The 23354-nt window shown below is 69.3% G+C and carries 21 protein-coding genes; 11 read left to right on the forward strand and 10 right to left on the reverse strand.

The genetic code is table 11. From position 1 onward, the window contains the following. The coding region (locus tag H5J26_RS11190) for a FadR/GntR family transcriptional regulator (RefSeq protein ID WP_181765639.1) at positions 1-289 on the reverse strand (289 nt) is incomplete at its 3' end. Between the two features lie 47 nt (positions 290-336). Further along, positions 337-1110 carry an SDR family NAD(P)-dependent oxidoreductase gene (locus H5J26_RS11195; RefSeq protein WP_181765640.1) on the reverse strand — a complete coding sequence of 258 codons (774 nt, stop codon included), beginning with the start codon at positions 1108-1110 and terminating at the stop codon, positions 337-339. A 164-nt stretch (positions 1111-1274) separates the two neighbouring features. On the opposite strand from H5J26_RS11195, the gene H5J26_RS11200 reads away from it, so the two are divergent. The 5 genes from H5J26_RS11200 to dgoD all read left to right on the forward strand — a co-directional run bounded on the left by H5J26_RS11200 (position 1275) and on the right by dgoD (position 7747). Then, positions 1275-3284, forward strand: a complete 2010-nt coding sequence (locus tag H5J26_RS11200; RefSeq protein WP_181765641.1) for a beta-galactosidase — start codon at positions 1275-1277, stop codon at positions 3282-3284. Positions 3285-3319: 35 nt separating this feature from the next. Further along, entirely contained in the window at positions 3320-4645 is a 1326-nt protein-coding gene (locus H5J26_RS11205; RefSeq protein WP_181765642.1) for an ABC transporter substrate-binding protein, read from the forward strand. After that, positions 4645-5604, forward strand: a complete 960-nt coding sequence (locus H5J26_RS11210) for a carbohydrate ABC transporter permease (RefSeq protein ID WP_181765660.1) — start codon at positions 4645-4647, stop codon at positions 5602-5604. The genes H5J26_RS11205 and H5J26_RS11210 overlap by 1 nt, the downstream gene beginning before the upstream one ends. Further along, complete coding sequence (locus H5J26_RS11215) at positions 5601-6518, forward strand: carbohydrate ABC transporter permease (RefSeq protein ID WP_181765643.1); 918 nt, start codon at positions 5601-5603, stop codon at positions 6516-6518. The genes H5J26_RS11210 and H5J26_RS11215 overlap by 4 nt, the downstream gene beginning before the upstream one ends. An 80-nt stretch (positions 6519-6598) precedes the next feature. After that, on the forward strand, positions 6599-7747 hold the full coding sequence (dgoD, locus tag H5J26_RS11220) for a galactonate dehydratase (protein ID WP_181765644.1): 1149 nt from the start codon (positions 6599-6601) through the stop codon (positions 7745-7747). Between the two features lie 78 nt (positions 7748-7825). On the opposite strand, the gene H5J26_RS11225 is transcribed toward dgoD, so the two are convergent. The 4 genes from H5J26_RS11225 to H5J26_RS11240 all read right to left on the reverse strand — a co-directional run bounded on the left by H5J26_RS11225 (position 7826) and on the right by H5J26_RS11240 (position 11504). Then, positions 7826-8350: a hypothetical protein gene (locus H5J26_RS11225; RefSeq protein ID WP_181765645.1), complete on the reverse strand. Its 525-nt coding sequence runs from the start codon at positions 8348-8350 to the stop codon at positions 7826-7828. Positions 8351-8876: 526 nt separating this feature from the next. Then, positions 8877-9245 (reverse strand): hypothetical protein, encoded by a 369-nt coding sequence (locus tag H5J26_RS11230; protein ID WP_181765646.1) that lies wholly within the window; start codon positions 9243-9245, stop codon positions 8877-8879. Between the two features lie 382 nt (positions 9246-9627). Continuing rightward, positions 9628-10044, reverse strand: coding sequence for a hypothetical protein (locus H5J26_RS11235; RefSeq protein WP_181765647.1), 417 nt, complete (start codon positions 10042-10044; stop codon positions 9628-9630). Continuing rightward, a complete protein-coding gene (locus H5J26_RS11240) occupies positions 10041-11504 on the reverse strand; it encodes an Nramp family divalent metal transporter (protein WP_181765648.1) in 1464 nt (487 codons plus the stop codon). The genes H5J26_RS11235 and H5J26_RS11240 overlap by 4 nt, the downstream gene beginning before the upstream one ends. Positions 11505-11630: 126 nt before the next feature. Between H5J26_RS11240 and H5J26_RS11245 the strand changes: the two genes are divergently transcribed. From H5J26_RS11245 to H5J26_RS11255, 3 genes are all read left to right on the forward strand, one after another. Beyond that, positions 11631-12341: a GntR family transcriptional regulator gene (locus H5J26_RS11245; protein WP_181765649.1), complete on the forward strand. Its 711-nt coding sequence runs from the start codon at positions 11631-11633 to the stop codon at positions 12339-12341. 165 nt (positions 12342-12506) lie between these two features. Beyond that, the gene (locus H5J26_RS11250) at positions 12507-13127 is read left to right on the forward strand and encodes a redoxin family protein (RefSeq protein ID WP_235980620.1); all 621 of its coding nucleotides are present in this window, start codon (positions 12507-12509) and stop codon (positions 13125-13127) included. A 43-nt stretch (positions 13128-13170) separates the two neighbouring features. Further along, positions 13171-14061: a cytochrome c biogenesis CcdA family protein gene (locus H5J26_RS11255; protein WP_181765650.1), complete on the forward strand. Its 891-nt coding sequence runs from the start codon at positions 13171-13173 to the stop codon at positions 14059-14061. A 137-nt stretch (positions 14062-14198) separates the two neighbouring features. Here H5J26_RS11255 and H5J26_RS11260 read toward each other — a convergent pair whose 3' ends face one another. Further along, positions 14199-15167: an FAD-dependent oxidoreductase gene (locus H5J26_RS11260; RefSeq protein ID WP_309237868.1), complete on the reverse strand. Its 969-nt coding sequence runs from the start codon at positions 15165-15167 to the stop codon at positions 14199-14201. 503 nt (positions 15168-15670) lie between these two features. Between H5J26_RS11260 and H5J26_RS11265 the strand changes: the two genes are divergently transcribed. Continuing rightward, positions 15671-16918, forward strand: coding sequence for a M24 family metallopeptidase (locus tag H5J26_RS11265; protein WP_181765651.1), 1248 nt, complete (start codon positions 15671-15673; stop codon positions 16916-16918). A 96-nt stretch (positions 16919-17014) separates the two neighbouring features. On the opposite strand, the gene H5J26_RS11270 is transcribed toward H5J26_RS11265, so the two are convergent. After that, positions 17015-18490: an amino acid permease gene (locus H5J26_RS11270; RefSeq protein ID WP_181765663.1), complete on the reverse strand. Its 1476-nt coding sequence runs from the start codon at positions 18488-18490 to the stop codon at positions 17015-17017. Between the two features lie 600 nt (positions 18491-19090). Between H5J26_RS11270 and H5J26_RS11275 the strand changes: the two genes are divergently transcribed. After that, positions 19091-19777, forward strand: a complete 687-nt coding sequence (locus H5J26_RS11275) for a DUF2238 domain-containing protein (protein WP_181765652.1) — start codon at positions 19091-19093, stop codon at positions 19775-19777. A gap of 82 nt (positions 19778-19859) precedes the next feature. On the opposite strand, the gene H5J26_RS11280 is transcribed toward H5J26_RS11275, so the two are convergent. Next, entirely contained in the window at positions 19860-20456 is a 597-nt protein-coding gene (locus H5J26_RS11280) for an MBL fold metallo-hydrolase (RefSeq protein ID WP_181765653.1), read from the reverse strand. Positions 20457-20620: 164 nt separating this feature from the next. Here H5J26_RS11280 and H5J26_RS11285 point away from each other — a divergent pair, with 164 nt between their 5' ends. Continuing rightward, positions 20621-21469, forward strand: coding sequence for an SDR family oxidoreductase (locus H5J26_RS11285; RefSeq protein WP_181765654.1), 849 nt, complete (start codon positions 20621-20623; stop codon positions 21467-21469). A gap of 192 nt (positions 21470-21661) precedes the next feature. Here the strand turns inward: H5J26_RS11285 and H5J26_RS11290 are convergent, their stop codons facing one another. Continuing rightward, the gene (locus H5J26_RS11290; RefSeq protein WP_235980621.1) at positions 21662-23263 is read right to left on the reverse strand and encodes an APC family permease; all 1602 of its coding nucleotides are present in this window, start codon (positions 23261-23263) and stop codon (positions 21662-21664) included. Between the last annotated feature and the right edge of the window lie 91 nt (positions 23264-23354).

Consider the following 23354-nt stretch of genomic DNA (forward strand, 5'->3'; position numbering starts at 1 on the left):
CCGACGGGCCCTCGGCGGACTCGAACTGCCAGCGCAGGACGTCCGCGTCGAGCAGATGCCAGTCCGCGCGCGGACGCACGAACGTGCCGCGCTTCTGCCGGGCGTCGACCATGCCCTTGGCCGCGAGCACCTTCAAGGACTCGCGCAACGCCGTGAGGCTCACGCCGAGTTCGGCCTGGAGCGCGCCGAGGTCGAGCGTGTCACCCTCGGCGATCCGGCCGCTCAGCACCCGGTGTGCCATCGTCTCCACGGTCTGCCCGTGGACCCCCCGGCGCGCATAACCGGACATGCCCCGTCTGCCCTTCTGTTGTGCCGTCTCTGCCCCGAACCGACTTGTCATGCCGACGACTTCATTACGCTCCACCCGCCGTCGACCAGCAGGGACGCCCCCGTGACGTAGGACGCCTCCGGAGAGGCGAGGAACGCGATGGCGGAGGCGACCTCCTCCGGCGTCCCGAAGCGGCGGGCAGCGGTCTCCGCGACACTGGCGGCCCTCTCGTCCTCGGACACGCGGTCCCACAGCCCGGTCAGGATCGGCCCCGGCAGCACCGTGTTGAACCGCACCTCAGGCCCGTACTCCACGGTCAACTGGCCGCTGAGCGACAGCAGTCCCCCCTTGGCCGCAGCATATGCGGGGTGACCGGGAATGCCGCGGTTGGCGTGCACCGAGGAGACGAGCACCACCGCTCCCCGCTCCGCGCGCAGGTCGTCCAGACACGCGCGCACGCCCAGAAAGGCGGCGGTGAGGCCGACGGAGATCTGCCGGTTCCAGGAGTCGGCGGACGTCTCGTGAGCGGGGGCGACCTCGACCTTGACGGCATTGCCGACAAGGACGGCGACGGGCCCGAAGCCGTGCGCGGCCGCGACGACGCGCCCCCAGTCCTCTTCCTGCGCCACGTCGGCCGGTACGAAGGCGGCCCTGCCGCCCTTGGCGCAGATGTCGTTCGCGACCGCGGCGCCGTGCCGCTCGTCGATGTCGGCCACCACCACCGCGGCGCCCTCGTCGGCGAGACGGTGCGCGGTGGCAGCACCGATACCCGCGGCGGCACCGGTCACGACGGCTGTCCGTCCGCCGAACCTGCCGGCGACGGCGGTGGGCGGAGCTGACATCGGCGGTGCTCCCTCCCTCGGCTGGATCGCTGGGAAACGGATGAGTGCGGGCGCTGACCGAGGGGTTGACCCCCACTCGACCTGCTCCTACGTTAATTCATAATTAATGGATTGAACATGGCTTGGCGTGCGACGCAACCGACGACGCGAAGGTGCCCGGCAACATGAGCGCAGACAGGCGTATCCACTTCGGCGGCGACTACAACCCCGAGCAATGGCCCGAGGAAGTGTGGGCCGAGGACACCCAGTTGATGAAGCAGGCCGGCGTCACCATGGTGACCGCCGGGATCTTCTCCTGGGCCAGGGTCGAACCGAGGCCCGGGGACTACGAGTTCGGCTGGTTCGACCGCGTCATGGACAACCTCGGTGAGGCGGGCGTCCGCGTCTGCCTCGCCACCATGACCGCCTCGCCGCCGCCCTGGCTCAGCCGGCTCCATCCCGAGGTGCTGCCGGAGACGGAGGACGGCCGCCGCAAGTGGCCCGGCGGGCGTCAGCACTACTGCCCCTCCAGCCCGCGCTACCGCGAATACGCGACGCGGCTCGTCGAACGTCTCGCCGCCCGCTACGCCGAGCATCCGGCGCTCCAACTCTGGCATGTGGGCAACGAGTTCGGCTGCCACACCCGCCAGTGCTTCTGCGACGTCTCGGCCGCCGACTTCCGGCGCTGGCTGCGCGAGCGCTACGGCACCGTCGAGGCGCTCAACGACGCCTGGTCCACGGCCTTCTGGTCCCAGCGCTACGACACCTTCGAGGAGGTGCTGCCGCCCCGTCTGGCCCCGACGTTCGCCAACCCCGCCCAGCAGCTGGACTACTGGCGCTTCAGCGACGACGCGCTGCGGCAGTGCTACCTCGCCGAACTCGACGTGCTGCGCCGGGTCACACCGGGCGTGCCGGTCACGACGAACCTCATGCCGCATCACAAGCCGGTGGACGCCTTCGAGTGGGCGCGCCATCAGGACGTGATGTCACTGGACTTCTACCAGGACCCGTTCGACCCCGAGACCCACCTGGGTGCGGCGGTGAACTTCGACCTGATGCGCTCGGCACGCGACGGGCAGCCCTGGATGCTGCTGGAGCAGGCGCCCAGCGCCGTCAACTGGCGTGCGCGCAACAGCCCCAAGCCGCCGGGCACGATGCGGTTGTGGAGCTGGCAGGCGGTGGCCCAGGGTGCGGACGCGGTGCTGTACTTCCAGTGGCGGCAGTCGCGAGGAGGCGCCGAGAAGTACCACTCCGCGATGGTCCCGCACGCCGGTACGGACACCCGGATCTTCCGGGAAGTCTCCGAGCTGGGGCGGGAGTTGGCGTCCGTACCCGACATCGCGGGGACGCGCTCACGCGCCGACGCGGCGCTGCTGACCGACTGGAACAGCTGGTGGGCGCTGGAGCTCGACTCCCACCCGTCCACCGCACTGGACCAGACGCTGATCAACCGCGCCCACCACGCCGCCCTCCTCCAGGCCGGTGTGCCGTGCGACATCCTTCCGCCGGACCGCCCGCTGGAGAGCTACAAGCTGGTCGTCGTCCCCAACCTGTATCTGCTGAGCGAGGAGAACGCCGAGCGTCTGGCCGCGTACGTGGAGGGCGGCGGACATCTGCTCGTCTCCTTCTTCTCGGGCATCGTCGACGACTGCGACCGCGTGCAGCTCGGCGGGTATCCGGCGCGTCTGCGGCGGCTGCTGGGGCTGCGCGTCGAGGAGTTCTGGCCGCTGGAGGAGTGCGCGACCCTCTCTGTCGCCGAAGTGGCAGGAGAAGACGGCGAGTTGAGCGGCGCAGCCGACCTGTGGTCGGAGGCGGTGGATCTGGAGGGCGCCGAGGCCGTCGCCACCTTCGCCGAGGGCGAGCTCGCGGGCCGCCCCGCTGTCACACGTCACGTCCACGGTTCCGGCACCGCCTGGTACGTCGCCACCCGCCTGGAACCCTCCCTCATGCGCCGCCTCATGGACCGGGTGCGCGAGGCCGCAAGTGTGCACCCGGTGCTGCCGGGCCTGCCCGACCACGTGCAGGCCACCGTCCGCGAGGACGAGGAGCAGCGCTTCCTCTTCCTGCTCAACCACGGCGCGGCCGAGGCCGTCGTCGAACTTCCCGAGCCGATGCGCGACCGCCTGCGCCCCGGCTCGGAGGCCGTCTCCACCGTGAACCTGCCGGCTCGTGGCGTCGCCGTGCTTCAGCCGTGACGCCGGCTTGAGAAGAAGTCTGACAAGGAGGTCAGATGCCCGACCGAAGGAGCGTCCTCGCGTGGGGTGCCGCCGCTGCCGCGGCCCCCGCCCTGACAGCCTGCGGTGAGTCGGCGGGCGCAGCCCGGCTCACCAGGCAGACGAAACGCAAACGCGGCCAGAAGGTCAACCTGGTCTTCTGGACCTGGGTCCCCCTGCAGAAGACCGTCGCCCTGTGGAACAGGACCCACCCCGACATCCACGTCGACCTGCAGATCGTGCCGGGTGCCACCAACGGCGGCTACCAGAAGATGCACGCTTCGTTGAAGGCCGGCTCTCCCCCCGACCTGGCTCAGATCGAATACCACACGCTTCCCGAGTTCATGCTGGTCAACGGCCTGACGAACCTGAGCGAGCACGGGGCCGACAAGCTCAAGGACGAGTACGTCGACTGGCAGTGGAAACAGTGCGTCTTCGGCGGACGCCTCCACGCGATCCCGCAGGCGTCGGGCCCCATGGCCAACTTCTACCGCAAGGACCTCTTCGAGCGCTGGGACGTCGAAGTCCCGCGCACCTGGGACGAGTTCCGCAAGGCGGCCATCAAGATCAAGAAGCGCGGCGGCGGTTCACGCATCACAGCGTTCCCGCCCACGAACGCCATGTGGTACGCCTCCTTCCCCTGGCAGCGCGGGGCGCGGTGGATACGGACCGAGGGCGACACCTGGATCGTCGACTTCAACAGCAAGCTGTCCCTGGAGGTCGCCGACTTCTGGGACGGGCTGCTGCAGGACGAACTGATCACCGTGCAGCCCGACTTGCAGAGCGGCTGGTACCGCTCGGCGCAGACCGGGCACTTCGCGAGCTGGCTCGGGGCGCAGTGGGGCGACGCGCTGCTTCGAGGCAACGCCCCTGACACCAAGGGCGATTGGCGGGTGGCTCCGCTTCCCCAGTGGGAGGAGGGGCAGAACGCGTCGGCCAACTGGGGCGGTTCGTGCACCGCGATCCTCCAGGGCAGCCGCCACCCCGAGGAGGCACTCGAGTTCGCGCACTGGCTCAACACCGACTCGAAGAGCATCGACCTGCTCGTCGCCGCGGGTTACGGCTGGCCCGGCGCACGCATCGACCTGGAGAAGTCCGCGCTCGGCAAGCGCGACCCCTTCTTCGGGAACCAGCGCTACAACGAGGTCTTCGAGGAGTCAGACGGCCAGATCGACACCTCCTGGAAGTGGGCGCCGACCAACACGCAGTCCTTCGACCACATCAAGGACGCCTTCGGCCGCGCTGCCGCCGGCCGAGGGACGCTCGTGGACGCGCTCAACGACGTACAGGGCCGGGTCCTCGACGATCTGGCTGCCAAGGGCCTCAAGGCGAGGAGCGCATGATGGCGACAGCGACCACCTCGACCGGCAGGGCCACCCCGGCCGCTGCCGACGGTGCCCCGGCTCCGCGCCGCCGCTCCTCCCGCCCGGACAAGGCCGCCTGGTTCTTCCTCGGCCCGTTCCTGGCACTGTTCGGCTTCGCCTTCGTCCTGCCGATCGGCTACGCCGTCTACCAGAGCATGCTGAAGGTCGAACGGCACGGGCCGCTCGGCCTCGGTGAGCCCACCGTCGGCTTCGCGGGCCTGGAGAACTACTCCCTCGCCCTCCAGCAGACCGACTTCGTCGACAGCTTCGGACGCGTGCTCCTCTTCGGCATCGTCCAGGTACCGGTGATGCTGGTCCTGGCGCTCACGCTCGCGCTGCTGCTGGATCAGGTCTCCGACCGTTGGGCGGGGCTGCTGCGCGCCTCCTACTTCCTGCCGTACGGCATCCCCGGCGTCATCGCCACGATCCTCTGGGGCTTCCTGTACGTGCCGGGGATCAGCCCCATCACCGGGGCGCTCGGCGGCGCCGCACCCGAATTCCTCGGCTACGACAACGTGTTGTGGTCCATCGCGAACATCGTCGTCTGGGAGTTCGCCGGCTACAACATGCTGATCATCGTGGCCCAGCTGAAGTCGATCCCGCAGGAGCTGTACGAGGCGGCGAGGATCGACGGCGCCGGGCCCTGGCAGACGGCGCTGCGGATCAAGATCCCGCTGGTGCGTCCGGCGCTGGTGCTCACCTGCGTCTTCTCCATCATCGGCACCATGCAGCTGTTCGCGGAACCGCTCGTCCTCAGGGTGCTCTCCCCCGCGATCACCAGCAACTTCACGCCCAACCTCAGCGCGTACAACGACGCCTTCGCCAACGCCAACGTCTATCTGGCCGCCGCGAAGGCCGTCATCCTCGCCGTCGTCGCCTGCGCCTTGTCGTTCGGCTTCCTCAGCCTCGTCACCCGCAAGGAAAGGAGCCGGCGGTGAGCGCCACGACCACGAGCGAGTCCCTCACACCCCGGGCGCCGGCACCCGTGCGGGCCGCCGCCCCCACGCCGCAGCGCGGACCCCGTCCGGGCCGCATCCTGCTCATCGCCTCACTGGCGATCGCCGCTTGCTACTTCCTCCTGCCGGTCTACTGGCTGATCATCGCGGCCACCAAGACCACGGCCAAGGTCTACGGCAGCAGCGGACTCTGGTTCGACAGCCCGCAGTTGCTGCACAACCTCGGCCAGGTCCTCACCTACGACGACGGCATCTACCTGCACTGGGTGCTCAACTCACTGCTCTACGCGGGAGTCGGCGGGCTGCTGGCCACCCTGCTGGCGGCGGCTGCCGGCTTCGCCCTCGCCAAGTACCGCTTCCGCGGCCGGGAAGCCGCTTTCAAGGCCGTACTCGCCGGCGTGCTGCTCCCGCACACCGCGCTGGCTCTGCCGCTCTACCTGCTGTTCAACAAGATGGGCCTGACCAACACCTACTGGGCGATCCTCATCCCCAGCCTGGTCAGCCCGTTCGGCGTCTACCTGTGCCGCATTTTCGCCGAATCGGCCGTCGACGACACGCTGTTGGAGGCCGCCCGGGTGGACGGGGCGCACGAGGGCCGCATCTTCTTCGGGCTGGTGCTGCGCATCATGTCGCCCGCGCTGGTGACGGTCTTCCTCTTCCAGTTCGTGGGCATCTGGAACAACTACTTCCTGCCGCTGGTCATGCTCTCCGACGACCGCAAGTACCCGATCACCCTGGGTCTGACCACCTGGCAGGCCGCCCAGGACCGGCTGCCCGAACTCGTGCAGTACACCATCGGAGGCGCCTTCCTCTCCGTCATCCCACTCGCCGTCGCGATGCTCGTCCTCCAGCGCTACTGGAGGACCGGTCTGACCGAGGGCAGCGTCAAGGGGTGACCGCTGAGGGCCTGGCGGCCACCCGGTCGTCCAGGCCCTCAGCGGCCGCTCGAGCCCAACCTGAACGTCTGGAGCACCACTTGAAGATCACCCGGGTCGAGACCTTCGCCGTACCGCCGCGCTGGCTCTTCTGCCGGATCGAGACCGACGACGGGCTCGTCGGATGGGGCGAGCCCGTGGTGGAGGGCCGGGCGGACACCGTGCGCACCGCCGTCCAGGAGCTCGCCGGGCAGTTCCTCGTCGGCGCGGACCCCACGCGCATCGAAGACCTCTGGCAGCTGATGACGAAGGGCTCCTTCTACCGCGGCGGGCCCGTGCTCTCCAGCGCCGTCGCGGGCGTCGACCAGGCCCTGTGGGACATCGCGGGCAAGGCGCTCGGCGTGCCCGTCCATCAGCTGCTCGGCGGGCCCGTACGCGAGCGGGTACGCGCATACAGCTGGGTCGGCGGGGACGAGCCGGCCGAAGTCAGGGACCAGGTCGCCGCCCAGGTCGAGGCGGGATTCACCGCGGTCAAGATGAACGCGTCCGGGCGCATGGGCCGGCTGCCGGACCTCACGGAGCTGAAGGAGGTCGCGACGAGGGCGGAGGCCGCGCGTGAAGTCCTGGGGCCCGGGCGGGACTTCGCCGTCGACTTCCACGGACGCTTCTCGACTGCGGGGGCCGTGCGGGCGGTCGGGGTGCTGGAGCCGTACGCTCCGATGTTCGTCGAGGAGCCCGTACTGCCCGAGTACACGCATCTGCTGCGGCGCGTCACCGAGTCCACGGCGCTGCCCGTCGCGACGGGTGAGCGGCTCTTCTCCCGCACCGACGTGCTGCCCGCGCTCCAGGCGGGGATCGCGGTGCTGCAACCGGACCTGTCGCATGCGGGAGGCATCTCGGAGAGCCGTCGCATCGCGACGCTGGCCGAGACCTTCGACGTGGCGATCGCACCGCACTGCCCGCTGGGGCCGCTCGCTCTCGCGGCGTCTCTCCAACTGGCGGTCTGCACGCCGAACTTCCTCATCCAGGAGCAGTCCATAGGCATCCACTACAACAAGGGTGCGGAACTGCTCGACTACGTCGCCGACCGGTCCGTCTTCCGCTTCGAGGAGGGACACCTGCTGCGGCCGAGCGGCCCGGGGCTCGGTGTCGAGATCGACGAGAAGGCCGTCAGGGCTGCGGACGGCTCGGCGGAGGCCTGGCACAACCCGGTATGGCGGCACGGGGACGGCTCCTTCGCCGAGTGGTAGAGCCGTGTGTGCCGCGGGATGTGCCGCGGCACGAGCCGCCCCCGCCGGACGGGGGCGGCTCGCACTCAGGGCGTCAGCTCAGCAGGGACGCAGGGAGTAGATCGGGTCCCACGTCGCCGTGCCCTTCTGGTAGGCGACGGAGTGCCACCGTTCGCTGCCGTCCTGGTTGTAGAACCTGGCGACGGTGCCCGGCGTCTGGTTGTTCTCGAACGTGCCGTCGCCGTACCAGTTGCTCACGTTCCACTTCTGGCACTTGTAGAAGTCGAAGTTGGCGCCCCGGACGGTGATGCACAGATGCCCGTAGCCGCAGGCCAGGTTGGCCTTGGTGGTCTTGCCGGTGCTCGACTTGGAGCGCGGGTCGACGGTGACGGTGAGCCCGTCGTACTCGACCTTCGTGGCGGAGACCTGGCGTCCGCCCGGCTGCCCGTCGAGCACGGCGTCGACGCGCTTCTGCAGGCTGTCCGCCTGAGCGCTGGTGAGCCCGTCCGACAGTGCCTCGGCACGGAAGTCGGACGCCGGCGTCGCGGCGGACGCCACAGCCGTCGACCCGGCGAGCAGGGCGGTCACCGCGAACAGCGTCGCGGCGGGTTTTGCGATCTTCATGGTTCCCCCGGTTGATCCTTGCGGTCCGGTGATTCGCCAGAATCCTCGATCACGGAGACCCGTGCATGAAAGTCCGTTTCTCGTCACCTTTTCGCGTTTTGCAACGAGACTGTATGGAATTACCTCTTCCACCGGAGTTGCGCATTCCGTCGAAGCGAACCCCGAGGTCCCCTCAACGTGACCGCGCGCCGGCCGCTCCGTGCGACGGTTCCGCCTGCCGTACGCCCCCTTGAGAGCCGATACGGCAGCCGGACCGGTGCCGGACGGAATCCCGGCCCGCTCCTGGCATTCCGAACAGTCCCCGACCATCCCGCTGTCGCATCGCCGACCGCGCCGGTGCGGTGCTTCCACTTCGCCTGCACGGTCTCCCGCCCGCGCCGGAGTGCGGGAATCCCCTGCGTTTCTCAGGGAGTTGGCCGGATGACGAGTGCACGGCTCCGAATGCGGATGCGGGCGGTCACTCACACGGGGGGGGCGAGGCCGGAGGCGCCGCTCCGTCGCCGGCCACCTCCACGGCGGTCGCGTCCTACGCCGGAGGTGACGGGCAACGCTCCCCGCGACGAGGACAGATGAGGACGGCGCGTACGAGGAAGCGCCCACGCTCCGTGTAGTAGCCCACGTAGGCGTCGGCCCCGCGGGCCAACGCGTCCCGCGCCGACTTCATGTGCCGCTCGACGGAGACGGCGTTCGCCGGTGGCGGCGACTCCGCCAGCTGCCGCTCGAGCCAGTCCGCCGCGACGTCCGGCTGAGTGAACGTGCCCTCCATCATCGACCTCGGTTTGCGGAACCACATGTCGACCACGTTGGGCGGAGCGGCGGCCTGGGGATCGCGGGCCTCGCTGTCCCTGGGTCTCGCATGACCGGTGTAGCCGAAGGCGTGCCAGTGGGCTTCCATCCCCGTCGCCCTTCCGCTGCGCCCGGCTCCCGGCACCGGACTGCAGGGCATGGCCTACCGGACGGAGCTCCCGCGCCCTCGCGGTGACCGACCGGACGCGGTGTGCGCATCGTGCTCCGCCGGAGCCGTCGCCGGGGCGGGGACCCGCCCTCGGCCACGGGGTGTCACGCGATGGAGTGGACGCCTGCGCGCGACTGCCCGAACGCGCTACGCGCGGACATGCGCAGCCCGACTCCGAGCCGTACCACGGCAGTAGGGCCGCGACGCAGACGTCACGGCCCTACCCGGCTCGTCGTCCCGAGTCACGCGGACGAGCCGGCCCCGCGCTCTCGCGTCGATGACCCTGCCTGAGGCCGCCGCCCGGAACTCCTGCCAACAGCCTTCAGTCGCAGACCAGTTGCGCCCGCTGGAGCGTCGCGACGGCCCGGCCCGCGCGCCGAGCGCGGTGCAGTGCGAAGAGCGCGGCGGCGCCCGCGAAGACGGCGACGAGTGGCTGGAGCAGGAGCAGTCCGCCGCCGACGAGCAGGCACACGACTCCCAGTACCTGCCACTGCCGTACCGAGGTGCGGTAGCCCTCCAGCGAGAGGTCGACCTCGGACCTGTCCACACGCGCGGCCTCGGACGAGGCCTCCGCCGCGGTGGCCGACGGACCCTCGTGGAAGGCCAGCCAGACGTTCACCGCGGACGCGAGCAGGAAGACGGCTGCCCATACCGGCGCACCCTGCGCCCCCCTGACACCTGCGAGTCCCACGAACCCGAGGCCGACCACCATGTAGCGCCACTGCACTCGCCGGCTCACGAGATGACCTCCGCGTACGAGAGCATCGCGATGACTCCGCAGACGGTCAGGAACACCGAGCCGATCGCGACCAGCGTGCGCAGCAGCGCGCTCATCCGGTATTCCTGCGGCATGTTGACCTTGTCGACGTACAGGAGTCCTGCACCGTAGATGCCGCACGCGAAGACGCCGCCGACGATGGACGCCGGCGTGATCAGCTCCACGAAGCTCGCCCCGGAGGCGACCATCAGCAGCGCACCGATGCCCGTCCACGCGTAGACGAAGGGCCTGATGCCGCGCTGCCCGCGGGCGCGGATCTTCTCGGAGACGGCGGAGAGGCTCTCGTACGTCGTCCAGGAGTAGGCCTCCCACACCGCGTAGATGGTTCCGAACAGCACCATGACGATGGCGACGATGTAGAAGTACTCGAACACCGGCGCCACCGACGCGAGGAACGCCGACTGGTGCGTCAGCACGTCGTTGCCCTCGGGCACCTGCTGCTTCTCACCGAGGATCGCCGCACCGTTGATCATGAATGCCGCAGCGATGACGCCGAGCGCGAGGAAGGCCGACATCATGTCGAAGAGCGGTGCGCGGCTCCACGCGTGCGCGTTCGCCACGTCCTCGGGCTCCGTGGACAGCGGGATGCGGGAACGGGCCTCCATGGAGGAGAGTTGCCTGCCGATCGCGTCGACCTCGCTGTGCCCGAGCATCCCCCACTTCTTCTCGCGGAGCATGCCCGTGTAGCCGATGTAGTCGTACATGCCGCCGCCGAGGCCGCCCATGAAGACCGCGAGTTCCACCCAGACCGACGTGGTCACGATGTCCGGGTACTCCTCCGCCACGAAGGGCGCGTACTCGAAGCTGCTGGGGACCAGGCCCTTCAGCACGCCCAGCCAGTCGGGCTGCGCGACGAACACGGCGACCAGGACGAGGACCACCATCAGACCGGCGATCGACACCTGCACCTTCTCCAGCATGGTGTAGCCGCCCACCCAGGACAGCAGCGCCGCGAAGAGGAGGAATCCGACCGCGTAGGCGGTGGCGCTGCCCGCTCCGAGGGACTCGAGGAAGTCACCGAGCGCGACCGCGACCCCGCTGGCCCAGCCCGGGAAGGACGCGAGGCAGATCAGCGCCAGCAGCACGGGGAACCAGCCGCGCGGACCGGGCAGCACCCTGGCGAAGCGCATCATGGGGTGCTCGCCGGTGAGTGTGATGTGCCGGTTGGAGGCGTAGACGAGCGCACCCTTGGCGATCGACCCCACGATCACCGCCCACAGGACGGTGTAGCCGAAGACGGCTCCCTCACGTGAGGCGAGGATCGATTCGCCGCTGCCGATGGTGAGCGAGGCGATGATCGCGCCGGGACCGAAGAACTTGAGGACGGTGACGATGCTGACTCGCCGCCGCCGCAGTTCCGTCGGGGGATCTGGGAGCCGCAACGCGGAGTCCGCGATACGACCGGTTCCTTCTGTACTCATGGGAATCCAGACGTGTATATCCTATAGGATACTTCCGGTAGGTCGTACGAGTATTCGAGCGGGTCAGCTCGTCGTCAAGGGGACGGACACCTCTCGTTTCGGCCACGAGGTGAGACAGGGGGCTCCATGAACCGGCTGTCGGCAGGCACGGGTGACGCGATCAGGCCAGTGAGGCCGCTGCCCCGGCGGCAGATGCTCGCCGACGACGTCCATGAAGCGATCAAGGCGCTCATCATGGACCGCGTCATCGAGCCCGGGGCGCGCGTCTCCATCGACGGTCTAGCCCGTCAACTGGGCGTCTCCCCCACGCCTGTACGGGAGGCGCTGGCCAGGCTCGAGACGGCGGAACTGGTGGTGAAGGAACCCCACCGCGGCTACCGGGCCACCGCACTGCTCGACAGCGAACAGCTCGAAGACCTCTACCAGTTCAGGCTGCTCATCGAGCCCTGGGCGGCCGCCCGCGCGGCCGAACTCGCGGACACCGAAGGGCATACGCGTCTGCGCACCGAGATCGAGTCGTGCGCCACCCCGAGCGACGAGTCCTATGACGCCTACAAGGCACTCACGGCACACGACACACGCTTCCACGTGCTGATCGCGCAGCTGGCAGGCAGCGATCAGGTGCGGCTCGCGTTCGAGCGCACGCACTGCCATCTGCACATCTTCCGGCTCTACTACGACCGCGGAATCGGCCGGCAGACGCTGGAGGAGCACCGCGCGATCACGGACGCGATCCTCGACGGCGATCCCCGGACCGCCGAGGCGGCGATGCGGACCCACCTCGAGACGTCGTACTACGAGAGGCTGCGGCCGGTCTCCGAACCGCCGCGCTCCTGAACTGCGGGCGGACGGGGCCCGCACGGAGCGGACCGGCATCCTGCCAGGTCAGCCACCGTGCAACCGCCGCACGGCCTTCGAGGTTAGTCAACCGCGGACAAAGACCGACTGCCTCCGGCGGCGAGACCCTAGCGTGAGGGGCCCCGACTCACCCCGAAGGACCAGATGATGCGTGCCGGTCGAACTCGTGCAGCCCTCACCGCCCTTCTCGCAGCGAGCGCGCTCGCCGTGACCGGGTGCGGCGCGGAAGGCAGCGGCTCTGCCGCGGCCGAGAAGCCCGAGAAGGCGGCGGAGGCGAAGCCGGACGGCTCCGGAAAGGACGCGCAGAAGGACGCCGGGAAGGAAGCCGGCAAGGACGCGGACGCCGGCAGCAAGGCCGCCCCCGCGTCGCTGAAGTTCAGCAGCACGACGCTCGACGGCAAGGCGTTCCAGGGCAGGAAGCTCGCCGACAAGCCCGCCGTGCTGTGGTTCTGGGCGCCCTGGTGCGGCACGTGCAGGGGCCAGGCGGCTCAGACGGCTCAACTCGCCGACAAGTACAAGGGCAAGGTGAACTTCGTCGGCGTCGCCGGTCTGGACAAGACCCAGCCGATGCACGGCTTCGTCAAGACGCAGAAGGTCGGCAACTTCCCGCACCTGAACGACCAGAAGGGCAGCGTCTGGGAGAAGTTCGGGATCACCCAGCAGAGCTCCTACGTGATGCTGGACAAGGACGGGAAGACGGTCCACACCGGAACGCCCTCCAGCCCCGACGAGTTGAACAAGCTCGTCTCCGGACTCGCGGGCTGACGAACGGCCTTCACAGGTCTCAACGGGAGCCGACGAATCGCCCATGGCCGACCTGCCCCTCGCACTCGCGCTGACCGCGGGCATGCTCGCGGCGGTGAACCCGTGCGGGTTCGCGCTCCTGCCCGCCTATCTGTCCCTGCTGGTGCTCGGGGACGACTCCCCCACCCGTACGGCCGCCGTGGGCCGCGCCCTGGCCGCAACTGCCGCCATGACGCTGGGATTCGCGGCGGTCTTCGGGCTCTTCGGGCTGGCCGTCGCACCCGTGGCGAGCCAGGTGCAGCAGCATCTGCCCTGGTTCACCGTGGCGTTCGGCCTGCTCCTCATTGGGGCGGGCGGCTGGCTGCTGGCAGGGCGCGACCTGCCCACGCTGCTGCCCAAGGTCCGCCGCGCACCCGGCGTCACCCGCTCGATGCCGTCCATGGCGCTGTTCGGCGGCGCGTACGCCGTCGCCTCGCTCGGCTGCACTATCGCCCCGTTCCTCGCGATCGTGATCTCCTCCTTCCGCAGCGGCTCGACCGGCGAGGGCCTGCTCCTGTTCGCGGCGTACGCGGCCGGGATGGGAGCGGTCGTCGGTGCCGCCGCTCTGGCGGTGGCGCTGACGCGCAGCACGAAGGTGGGCCGGCTGCGGCGGTTCGGGGCTGTCGCCTCCCGCGTGGGCGGCGGGCTCCTGGTGCTGGTGGGCGGGTACACCGCGTACTACGGCTGGTACGAGATCCGCGTGCTGCGAGGCGGCGGGACCGCCGACCCCGTGATCGAAACCGCCGGCACCGTGCAGAGGTGGATGGCGGGAGGCCTGGAGCAGCTCGGACTCCCCCTGATCGCGGGGGTGTTCGGTCTGCTGCTCCTCCTGGCGCTGGTGCGGGTCAGGAACCGGGGATCCGCTGCGAGCGGCACCGCTCGCAGCGAACCGGTGCCCGGCGAGGTGCCCAACTGACGCCTGGCAAGGGCCCCGTACGGCTCTGAGCGGTCTGACAGCCTCCCTCGCGCGGCAGCCGCAAGGGCGGCGCCTGCGTCGGGACCGGCCGTCGTCCGGTTCGGTGCGGGCGCCGGCCGTCTCACGTCCGGGCGACGTCAAATCCGGGACAGCACAAGGTTCTTCACTTCCTCGGCGCATCCCCAGGACAGGGTGACGCCCGAGCCCCCGTGGCCGTAGTTGTGGACGAGGACGCCGCCGGAGTCGTGCTTGTCGTCGAGTTCGAGCCGAACGCCGGAGGGTCGTACGGGGCGGAGCGCGGCGCGGTGTTCCAGCACCCGCGCGTCCGCCAGGCGTGGGTCCAACTCGGCGCAGCGCGCGATGATCGCCGCCGCGGTGTCCATGCTGGGCGTGGTCTCCCACGCTCCCTCATCAGCGGTGCCCCCCAGGATGCAGCTGTCCTCGTGCGGGATGATGTAGGCCTCGCCGTCCGGGTGCCCGAAGTCGGCGACGACCTTGGTGATTCCCGGGTTCGTGACGCGGACCCACTGGCCGCGCACCGGTATGAGGCCGGTGTCCCTGCTGAGGTCCCGGGCGGCCATGCCGGTGCAGTTGACCGACACGTCCGCTGCCTTGGCGGCTTCGCCGAGTGACTCGACGCTTCTCGGGACGAGAGTGCCGCCGCCGTCGCGGAACCGGCGCGTGAGGTACGGGAGATGGACGGGCATCGTCACCACCGGCTGCGTGAAGCGGTAGGCGCCGAGATATCCGTCAGGCAGGTCCTCCTCGGCGCAACGGTCGAGGTCCGGCACCGCGCTCGCCCACCAGGGGTCGGTTCCGAGTTCCTCGCGCCACAGCTGAAGGGACTCCCGTATGCGTACGCCGGTCTGCGGATCGTCCGTCATGGAGTCGAAGTACGCCTTGCTCCGCACGCTCCACGCGAGGACGCGGTCGACCGGGTGGGCACGGTAGGGGAACCAGGTCGCTCCGGCGACCGCGGACGTCGTCGACTCCGGCGGGGCACCGGTCCAGATCTGAACCGTCAGACCCGATTCCTGCAGGATGATCGCCGTCGTGAGACCGATGACACCGCCACCGATGACGACGGCGTCAGGACGGGCGCTCACGTCGCCCGCCAGGGGGCTGCCCCGGCTTCGGGCGGCCGCGGATTCCGTGTGCGGAAAGCCTGCAGACGGGCCGCCGATCTCTCCATGCCGATACGGCCTTGGATTTCGCTGAGTTCGATCAATTCCGAAACCTCGTATTCACATTCCGGCGGTGGACACGGACATCGGTGCGCTGAAACTCGGCAGTAACACGAGCGCGACGCTTGATTCACCTCAGCGCCTGCCTGCAAATCGGCCCGCCATGAACGCCCCGGCCCCCGGCTCCGGGCCAAGTCCCGTGCAGCCAGGGGCAGTTGAACTGCTCGCGACGCGCGGAACGAACGAGGTGGATGGAAAGTACCGTGTGGGGCTACGGGAGTTCACATCGGTGCCGGACTTACCGGCGGGACGGTAACAGCCGCCTCCGGCTAATTCAACGGTTGACCTCTCCGATTGCGCCGTGGTCCCTTTGCACGAGGTTCTGCCCGGGACCGACAAGCAGGTGGAGAAAGGACCGTGGGCCGATGGCGTTCGAGGCCGGATCCGCGTCGGAAAAGAATCTGATGGGTCTCGGGGACGCCGCGACGCCGCCCTGGCTCACGCCCGAGAACATCCGCACGGTGGGAGCCGCCGAGCCGCTGCCCTTCCCCTCCGGCGAGTACGCGGACCGCATGGCGCGAGTGCGCGAACGGCTGTCCGCCCTCGACGCGGACGCGATCCTCGTCTTCCGGCCGTCGGCCGTGGAGTACCTGTGCGGCTATCACACGGCGGAGACCGCACCGCAGCCGCTTCTCGTGACGCCGGAGGACACCTACCTCTACGTCCTCGACCTCGAGGTCGGACGCGCGCTCGCCAGCTCCGACGTCCAAAACGTCCTGTACTGCAGCTACGCGAACACCCGCAACAAGTCGCAACTGATCGCGGAGCACGTGGTCAGCACCCTGCCTCAACGGGCCCGGCTCGCCATCGAGTTCGGGAACACCTCGACGCCGCCGCAGATGATCGGCCTGCTCGGCGAGAGCCAACTCGACCTGGTGGACGGCCAGTTCCTCGTCGAGAACCTCAAGCTGGTGCTCTCACCCGCCGAGATCCGCTGCATGGAGCAGGCGGCGGAGGCCACCCGCCGCGGCGTGGACGCGGCCGTCCTGGCCGCCGCCGAACCGGACGCCACCGACGCGTCGGTCGCCGGGCGGATCTCGCAGGCCCTGCTTTCAGGGGCCAACGCGGCCTCCGCCTGGGGGCCGCTCGTCGTCACCGAGCCACGCAGCGGCATTCCGCACTCGTCGTGGAAGGGCGATCGGCTCAGCGACGAGACGACGTTCCTGGAGTTCGCAGGCGCCTGCCACCGCTACCACGCGCCGGTGATGAGAACCCTCGTGCAGGGCCGGCCCTCGCGGGCGGTCCTGCGGCTGGCCGGACTCGCGAAGACGACGCTCGCCGCCGTGCTCGAGAACGCCAAGCCGGGCGTGCCCTGTTCGCAGGTCGCCGAGCAATGCCTCAAGGAGATCGGCCCGTTGGGGGACGAGGAGGTCTTCCATCACATGCTCGGCTACCCCGTCGGCCTCGCACATCCGCCGCACTGGATGGACACCGGCTCCTTCTACATCACGAAGGACAACCCCGAACCGCTGCGTGCGGGGATGGCCTTCCACGTACCGGCCTCGTTCAGGTCGTTCGGAGTCAGGTGCGTGGGCCTGAGCCAGACGTTCCTCGTGGAGGAGACCGGTACGCGTGTGCTGACGCACGGCGCCGCCGACCTGATCGAGCTGTGAGGCGGCGGCGGGAAAACGGCCGGACCGGCTCCGGGCCGTGACGCGCGATGGAAGTGCGTCACGGCCCGGAGGAGCCGAACTCAGGTGTCGATGCCCCTACTTGGACACGGATGAGCGGTCCGCGGCGCGTGCCTCCGACTCCACCGCCTGGCCCTGCGCGTCCGTCTGCTGCTCGCCGCCCCTCAGCTTGAGCCAGCCGCCCACGAGGAGCACGGCCCAGCTCGCGCCGACGTAGAGGGAGACCCGGGCCTCCGGGTCGTAGGCGATGAAGCCCGCGACCATGACCAGGAAGAGCAGCGCGATCGTGCTCGCCACCGCTCCGCCGGGCGCCGGGAACGGCGAGCGGCGCAGCTCGCCCGCTGCCAGGGCACGGCGGTAGCGGATGTGACTGATGAGGATCATCATCCAGGTCCAGATGCCGGCCGCGGTGGCCACCGAGGTGACGTAGCCGAAGGCCTTCTCCGGCACCAGGTAGTTGAGTACGACTCCGATGCCCATCAGCGCGACGGACGCGGTGATGCCGAAGGCGGGCGACTTGCGCGAGTTGAGCCGGCCGAAGATCTTCGGCGCCTGCTTGTTGGACGCGAGGTCCCGCAGCATGCGGCCCGTGGAGTACATGCCGGAGTTGCACGACGACAGCGCCGCCGTCAGCACGACGAAGTTGACGATCCCGGCAGCGAGCGGGATGCCCATCTCGGAGAAGGCGTGCACGAACGGGCTCTCGCCCTCCGAGAATTCGGTCCACTTCACGACCGCCAGGATGATCGCCAGCGAGCCGACGTAGAAGAAGACGATCCGCAAGGGCAGCGTGTTGATCGCCTTGGGGAGGGTCTTCTCGGGGTTCTCCGACTCACCCGCGGTGACGCCGACGAGTTCGACGGCGAGGTAGGCGAACATGACGCCCTGGAGCGTCATCAGGCTGGATCCGATGCCGTTGGGGAAGACGCCGTCGTGCGCGTAGAGGTTGGTGGCCGAGGCGGTGTCACCGACCTCGGAGAAGCCGAGGGTGAGCACACCGAGCCCGATCACGATCATGCCGACGATCGCCGTGACCTTGATCATCGAGAACCAGAACTCGACCTCGCCGAAGATCTTGACCGAGATCAGGTTGACCCCGAAGAGCACCACCAGGAACACCAGCGCGCTGACCCATTGCGGAATCACCGGGAACCAGAAATGGATGTAGATCGCCGCGGCGGTGAGTTCGGCCATGCCCGTGACGACCCAGAGGAGCCAGTACGTCCAGCCCGTGGCGAACCCGAAGAAGGGCCCGATGAATTCGCGGGCGTATTCCGCGAAGCTACCGGATATCGGCCGGTAGAGGAGAAGTTCACCGAGCGCGCGCATGATGAGGAAGATGACCACACCCGCGAGCGCGTACATGAGAATGATGCTGGGGCCGGCCTTCGCGATATTCGCTCCGGCTCCCATGAAAAGCCCGACGCCGATGGCGCCGCCGATCGCGATCATCTGAACCTGACGTGAGCCGAGACCGCGCTCGTATCCCTCTTCGGATTGACCGCTCGCGGCCTCTCCGACACCCTCAGGCTGCCTGTTCTCCACCGAGACCATTGAGTCCGTGCCCTTCTCCACGTCCGGCCCTCGCTTTTCCGATCGGGCCGGATCCGGTTCCCCGCGATTAGATGGAGTGCCTCGGCCATCGGCCGGCACAGCTCTTCTGCACGTCAGGAATACCGCCGTGCAGGAGATCGTGAAGATCTACCACGGCCGTCGCGGCGAGTTCCACCGGGGATTGTGGCCGGGATCACAGGGAGAACCACCCATAGTCGGCACGCTCGCCCATTTTTCTCGTCGCTGGTTGCCCGGATCGTTACCCCGATTTGAGGTCGGTTTAAGGAAACTCCAGAGGATTTGAGGGCGAATTGAGGATCCTATTGAGCTCGATTTGAGCGTGCGCCGGATGCGGTTCCAAGGAACCGGGTACGGCTTGAGCGAGACGTCTCACACCCACTGCGCCGACGCCCCCTCCGCGAGCGTGCCGCCCACCCTCGGGCCGTCGCGGAAGGGCTGCGGGCCACGAGCCCGGGGCGAAGTTGAGTAGGCACTACTCTTGCCCGGTCCGGCGACGCTTCGGAATGGTGTGGGCCCAAGGGCCCCGTCGGTGCGCAGCGCCGCGGGGTGCCCCCCACAGCAGTTCTCGGAACGGTGCAGATGTCCTCCTCCACCTCGCGTGCGATGCCGCGCGGCCGCCTCTCCCTGCCGACCGCACTGGTCGCCGTGGTGACCGCCGCACTGATCATCTCGGGCCTGGCGCCCACCGATCGCGTCACCTGGCTGATGGAGACCTTCTGGGTCGTCCTGGGCATTCCGCTGGCGATCCTCACCTGGCGGCGCTTCCCCCTGACCGGACTGCTGTGCTGCCTGCTGGCGCTGCACGCCCTGGTCCTCATCCTGGGCGGCCACTACACGTACGCGCGCACGCCCGTCGGTGAGTGGCTGCAGGAGTGGCTCGGGCTGGCGCGCAATCCCTACGACCGGATCGGCCACTTCGTGCAGGGGTTCGTGCCCGCGGTCCTGTGGAGGGAGATCCTCGTCAGGCGCTCACCCCTGCGCGGCAGCCGCTGGCTCGCCCCGCTCGTCGTCTGCGGCTGCCTCGCCTTCAGTGCCTTCTTCGAGCTGATCGAATGGTGGGCGGCGCTGATCGGGGGTTCCGGCGCGGACGACTTCCTCGCCACCCAGGGCGACGTATGGGACAGCCAGTGGGACATGTTCCTCGCCCTCGTCGGCGCGACGACGTCGCTCCTGCTCCTCAGCAAGCTGCACGACCGCCAACTCGACGCTCTGGAGCGCCGATCGGCCACGGACGGGACGGAACGCGCCGGAGCCCTCACCGGCTGAACGACCGAAGCCCGCACCTCATCTGCCGATCCACGTCGCCCTTCGCCGCTGCGGGGCTCCCCCAACAGCTGCCCTCACGCGCTCAGACCGATTCGCCGGGCCTCAGATACCGGTAACCGACCTCGGCCTCCTCTGCGAGCCAGCCGTTGACGCTGCTGAGGCCACGCTCGTTGATCTGGGCGTCGTGGATCGCGAACGCCCGTCGTGGTGCGACCGCCTTGACGAAATCGATCGCCTCGGCGGTCTTCAGCCACGACCCCTGGACCGGGACCATGAGCGTCTCGACCGGCTCGTCGGGCACGTGCAGCGAGTCACCGGGGTGGTAGACCGCGTCATCGATGATGTAGCCGAGGTTCGCGCAGTCCGGCAGGCCGCCGTAGACGGGCGCATGGCGCCCGCCGACCGCCCGCACGTGGAAGTCGGCGACGGTGAGTTCCGCGCCGGCGGACACTCCGACGGTCTCCAGGCGCGGGATGTGTGCTCCGGACGGTGCGTAGACCGGCACGTCGAGCCCTGCGAGGCGGAGGACGTCGATGTGATCGGTGTGTTCGTGAGTCACCAGCACTGCGTCCGCACCGGCCAAGGCTGCCGGCTCGCTCCACGTCCCGGGATCGATGACCAGCACACGGCCGTCGTGTTCCAGCCGGACGCACGCGTGGGTGTACTTCGTGATCCGCATGGCGACCGAACGTACTGCACAGGAGCGCACTCCCCTCCCGGCAAGAGCGGGGTTGCGCAGGCGCGCGACCGGCCATGGCGATGCGAATGCCGTCGCCGTGGAGGCCGCAGCGGCGGAGGGATGCCCGGAGAGGCCTGGGCCGGACTCCCCTACCGTATGGGTCCATGAGGATCCTGATCATCGGCGGCAGCGGGTTCCTGGGAGCGGAACTGGTGCGTCAGGCGGTGGCCGCCGGATGGGAGACGGCAGCGACGTACAACTCCCGCACCGGCGACGTTCCGGGAGTCTCGTGGCACCGTCTCGACCTTCGCGTCCCCGAGCGCATCGACGAGGTACTGGCCGCAGCCGCCCCTCTTGCCGTCGTCAACGCATCCAGCGGGCACAGCGACTGGGCCGTCACCGCTGACGGTTCGATCCGCGTGACGATGGCCGCCGTGAAACACGGTTGCCGCCTGGTCCACGTCTCCAGCGACGCCGTGTTCTCCGGTGCCCGGGTCCACTACGACGAGGCCTGCCTGCCGGACCCGGTCACCCCGTACGGCGCCGCGAAGGCCGCTGCCGAAACCGCTGTGCGGCTCCTGGCACCTGCGGCTGCCGTCGCGCGCACGTCGTTGATCATCGGACACGGCCGGTCCGTGCACGAGCGCATGGTCCACGCCCTGGCCTCGGACGCGAGCGACGGGGCGCTGTTCACCGACGACGTGCGTTGCCCGGTGCACGTCGAGGACCTGGCCGCCGCTCTGTGCGAACTCGCCACGTCCGAGCGGGCCGGAATGTTCCACCTCGCCGGGGCGGACGCCCTCAGCCGTCACGACCTCGGCGTCCTCATCGCCCGACGCGCCGGACTCGACGCAGCCCGGCTGCCCGCCGGGCGCCGGGCGGACTCGCTGCTGCCCGGAGCACTCGACGTCCGCCTCGACAGCCGCGCCACACAGAGCCTCCTGCGCACGCGGCTACCTGGAGCGCGGGAGTTCCTCCGCGTCGCCAGGGAGAGCGAACGGCCTGATCCGTAAGACCGGGCGGCCGACCGCGACGAACACGCACAGGCCCAGGACGGCGAGGTTCGCGGCGACGTTCCGGGCTCACGTCGCCATCTGCCGTGCTCGCAACGGCTCTTCGGCGGACGGAGCGCCAACGGCACGGCATGTGCGGCCGGTTGGAACCTCAGCCCGGCGGCAGGACCGCGTAGGCCCGGCCGTCGCCGCTCACTTGCCCGCGTCGGCGTCTTCCGTTCGCCTCGCCAGGACGGAGTGCCGCCGTCCGTAGCAGAAGTAGATCACCAGACCCAGGACCAGCCAGGCCCCGAACCGCAGCCAGGTGAAGACGTCCAGGTTCGTCATCAGGTACAGGCAGGCGAGGGCGGTGATGACGGGCAGGACGGGCGAGAACGGTACGCGGAACGGCCTTTCGAGGTCGGGATTGCGCCGGCGCAGGACCGGGACCGCCAGGGCCACGATGAGGAATCCGGACAGGGCGCCGATGCTGACCATGTCGGCCAGTTCGGCGATCGGGATGAACCCGGCCAGGAGCATGATGAGTACGGCGATCGCGATGGTCATCCGGTGCGGCGTGCGCCAGCGCGGATGGACTTCGGAGAGCTTGGGCGGCAGCAGGCCGTCGCGGCTCATCGCGAAGCCGATCCGTCCGAGAGTGACGAGCTCGACCATCATCACGGACGTCAGGCCCGTGACGGCACCCAGTCCCACCAGGGCCCCGACCCAGGGGGCTCCCGCCGACTCGAACGCCGCAGCGATCGGCGCGCCCGCGTCGATCTTGCGGTAGTCGACGATGGCCGTCAGAACCAGCGCCACCGCCACGTAGAGAACCGTGCAGACCGCGAGGCTGCCGAGCAAGCCGCGCGGAAGGTCGCGCTTCGGGTTCTTGGTCTCCTCGCCCAGGTTGGCCAGGGCCTCGAATCCCGTATAGGCGAAGAAGACGACCGCGGCGGCTGTGAGCACGCCTCCGAAGCCGTAGACCGACTGTTCCAGGCCCGCCACGGCCTGGATCAGCGGCTGGTCGACGATGCTCGCGCTGGCATCGGAAGGCTGCGCCGGGGGGACGAAGGGGTGGAGGTTGGCTCCGCGTACGAAGAAGAGCCCGGCGACGATGATCAACACGCACACCGAGACCTTGACGATCACCAGGAGGTTGGTGAGGCGCGAGGACTCGCGGATGCCCGCGACCGCCACGACCGTGAGCACCGCGATGATGATCACCGCGCCGATGTTGACCGTCGCCTGCTCACCGAACCACTCCGGCGGCAGACCGAGCAGGTTGGCCACATAGCCGGACCAGCTGCGTGAGACGACGGCGGCGCCCAGCGCGAATTCCAGCAGCAGGTCCCAGCCGATGATCCAGGCGAACAGCTCGCCCAGAGTGGCGAAGGCGTAGGTGTAGGCGCTTCCCGCGGTCGGGACGGCGGACGCCAACTCCGCGTAGCACAGCGCCGCGAGCGCCGCGACGACACCGGCGACCAGGAAGGAGACGACGACCGCCGGACCGGCGTGCTCCTTCGCCTCGACGCCCACCAGCGTGAAGATGCCGGTGCCGATGATGACTCCGACGCCGAACCCGGCGAGCGAGATCGCGGACAAGTTGCGTTTCAGCGTGTTCTGCCGGCTCCGGTCGAGAACATGCTGGACGGGCATCTTGCGGAGGATGCTCATGGGTGCGACTCGCTCTGTCGAGGTGGCGTCGTGCGTTAGGGCGGTGCGGTGACAGCGGCCGCCCGCCGCGACGCCCGTCTGCCGGTGGCTGACGTTGCCGCTGAGCAGGAGTGTGCTGTCGGCCGGCAGCCACCCTGCCATGCGATTGTTCCGTTCGTGAACCCGGGAGCAGCCGCATGATCCGCTGTCGGTCCTGCCGTGCCGCGTTCCGTCCGCCCGGATCCGGACGTGT

It is taken from the genome of Streptomyces albidus (ex Kaewkla and Franco 2022) (assembly GCF_013870515.1).
Lineage (GTDB): Bacteria > Actinomycetota > Actinomycetes > Streptomycetales > Streptomycetaceae > Streptomyces > Streptomyces albidus.

Excerpts from the sequence above, each read along its gene's own strand:
- H5J26_RS11195 (WP_181765640.1), bottom strand. The coding sequence starts at position 1,110 with ATGTCAGCTCCGCCCACCGCCGTCGCCGGCAGGTTCGGCGGACGGACA.
- H5J26_RS11200 (WP_181765641.1), top strand. The coding sequence starts at position 1,275 with ATGAGCGCAGACAGGCGTATCCACTTCGGCGGCGACTACAACCCCGAG.
- H5J26_RS11205 (WP_181765642.1), top strand. The coding sequence starts at position 3,320 with ATGCCCGACCGAAGGAGCGTCCTCGCGTGGGGTGCCGCCGCTGCCGCG.
- H5J26_RS11210 (WP_181765660.1), top strand. The coding sequence starts at position 4,645 with ATGGCGACAGCGACCACCTCGACCGGCAGGGCCACCCCGGCCGCTGCC.
- H5J26_RS11225 (WP_181765645.1), bottom strand. The coding sequence starts at position 8,350 with ATGAAGATCGCAAAACCCGCCGCGACGCTGTTCGCGGTGACCGCCCTG.
- H5J26_RS11230 (WP_181765646.1), bottom strand. The coding sequence starts at position 9,245 with ATGGAAGCCCACTGGCACGCCTTCGGCTACACCGGTCATGCGAGACCC.
- H5J26_RS11240 (WP_181765648.1), bottom strand. The coding sequence starts at position 11,504 with ATGAGTACAGAAGGAACCGGTCGTATCGCGGACTCCGCGTTGCGGCTC.
- H5J26_RS11245 (WP_181765649.1), top strand. The coding sequence starts at position 11,631 with ATGAACCGGCTGTCGGCAGGCACGGGTGACGCGATCAGGCCAGTGAGG.
- H5J26_RS11250 (WP_235980620.1), top strand. The coding sequence starts at position 12,507 with ATGATGCGTGCCGGTCGAACTCGTGCAGCCCTCACCGCCCTTCTCGCA.
- H5J26_RS11255 (WP_181765650.1), top strand. The coding sequence starts at position 13,171 with ATGGCCGACCTGCCCCTCGCACTCGCGCTGACCGCGGGCATGCTCGCG.
- H5J26_RS11265 (WP_181765651.1), top strand. The coding sequence starts at position 15,671 with ATGGCGTTCGAGGCCGGATCCGCGTCGGAAAAGAATCTGATGGGTCTC.
- H5J26_RS11270 (WP_181765663.1), bottom strand. The coding sequence starts at position 18,490 with ATGGTCTCGGTGGAGAACAGGCAGCCTGAGGGTGTCGGAGAGGCCGCG.
- H5J26_RS11275 (WP_181765652.1), top strand. The coding sequence starts at position 19,091 with ATGTCCTCCTCCACCTCGCGTGCGATGCCGCGCGGCCGCCTCTCCCTG.
- H5J26_RS11280 (WP_181765653.1), bottom strand. The coding sequence starts at position 20,456 with ATGCGGATCACGAAGTACACCCACGCGTGCGTCCGGCTGGAACACGAC.
- H5J26_RS11285 (WP_181765654.1), top strand. The coding sequence starts at position 20,621 with ATGAGGATCCTGATCATCGGCGGCAGCGGGTTCCTGGGAGCGGAACTG.
- H5J26_RS11290 (WP_235980621.1), bottom strand. The coding sequence starts at position 23,263 with ATGGCAGGGTGGCTGCCGGCCGACAGCACACTCCTGCTCAGCGGCAAC.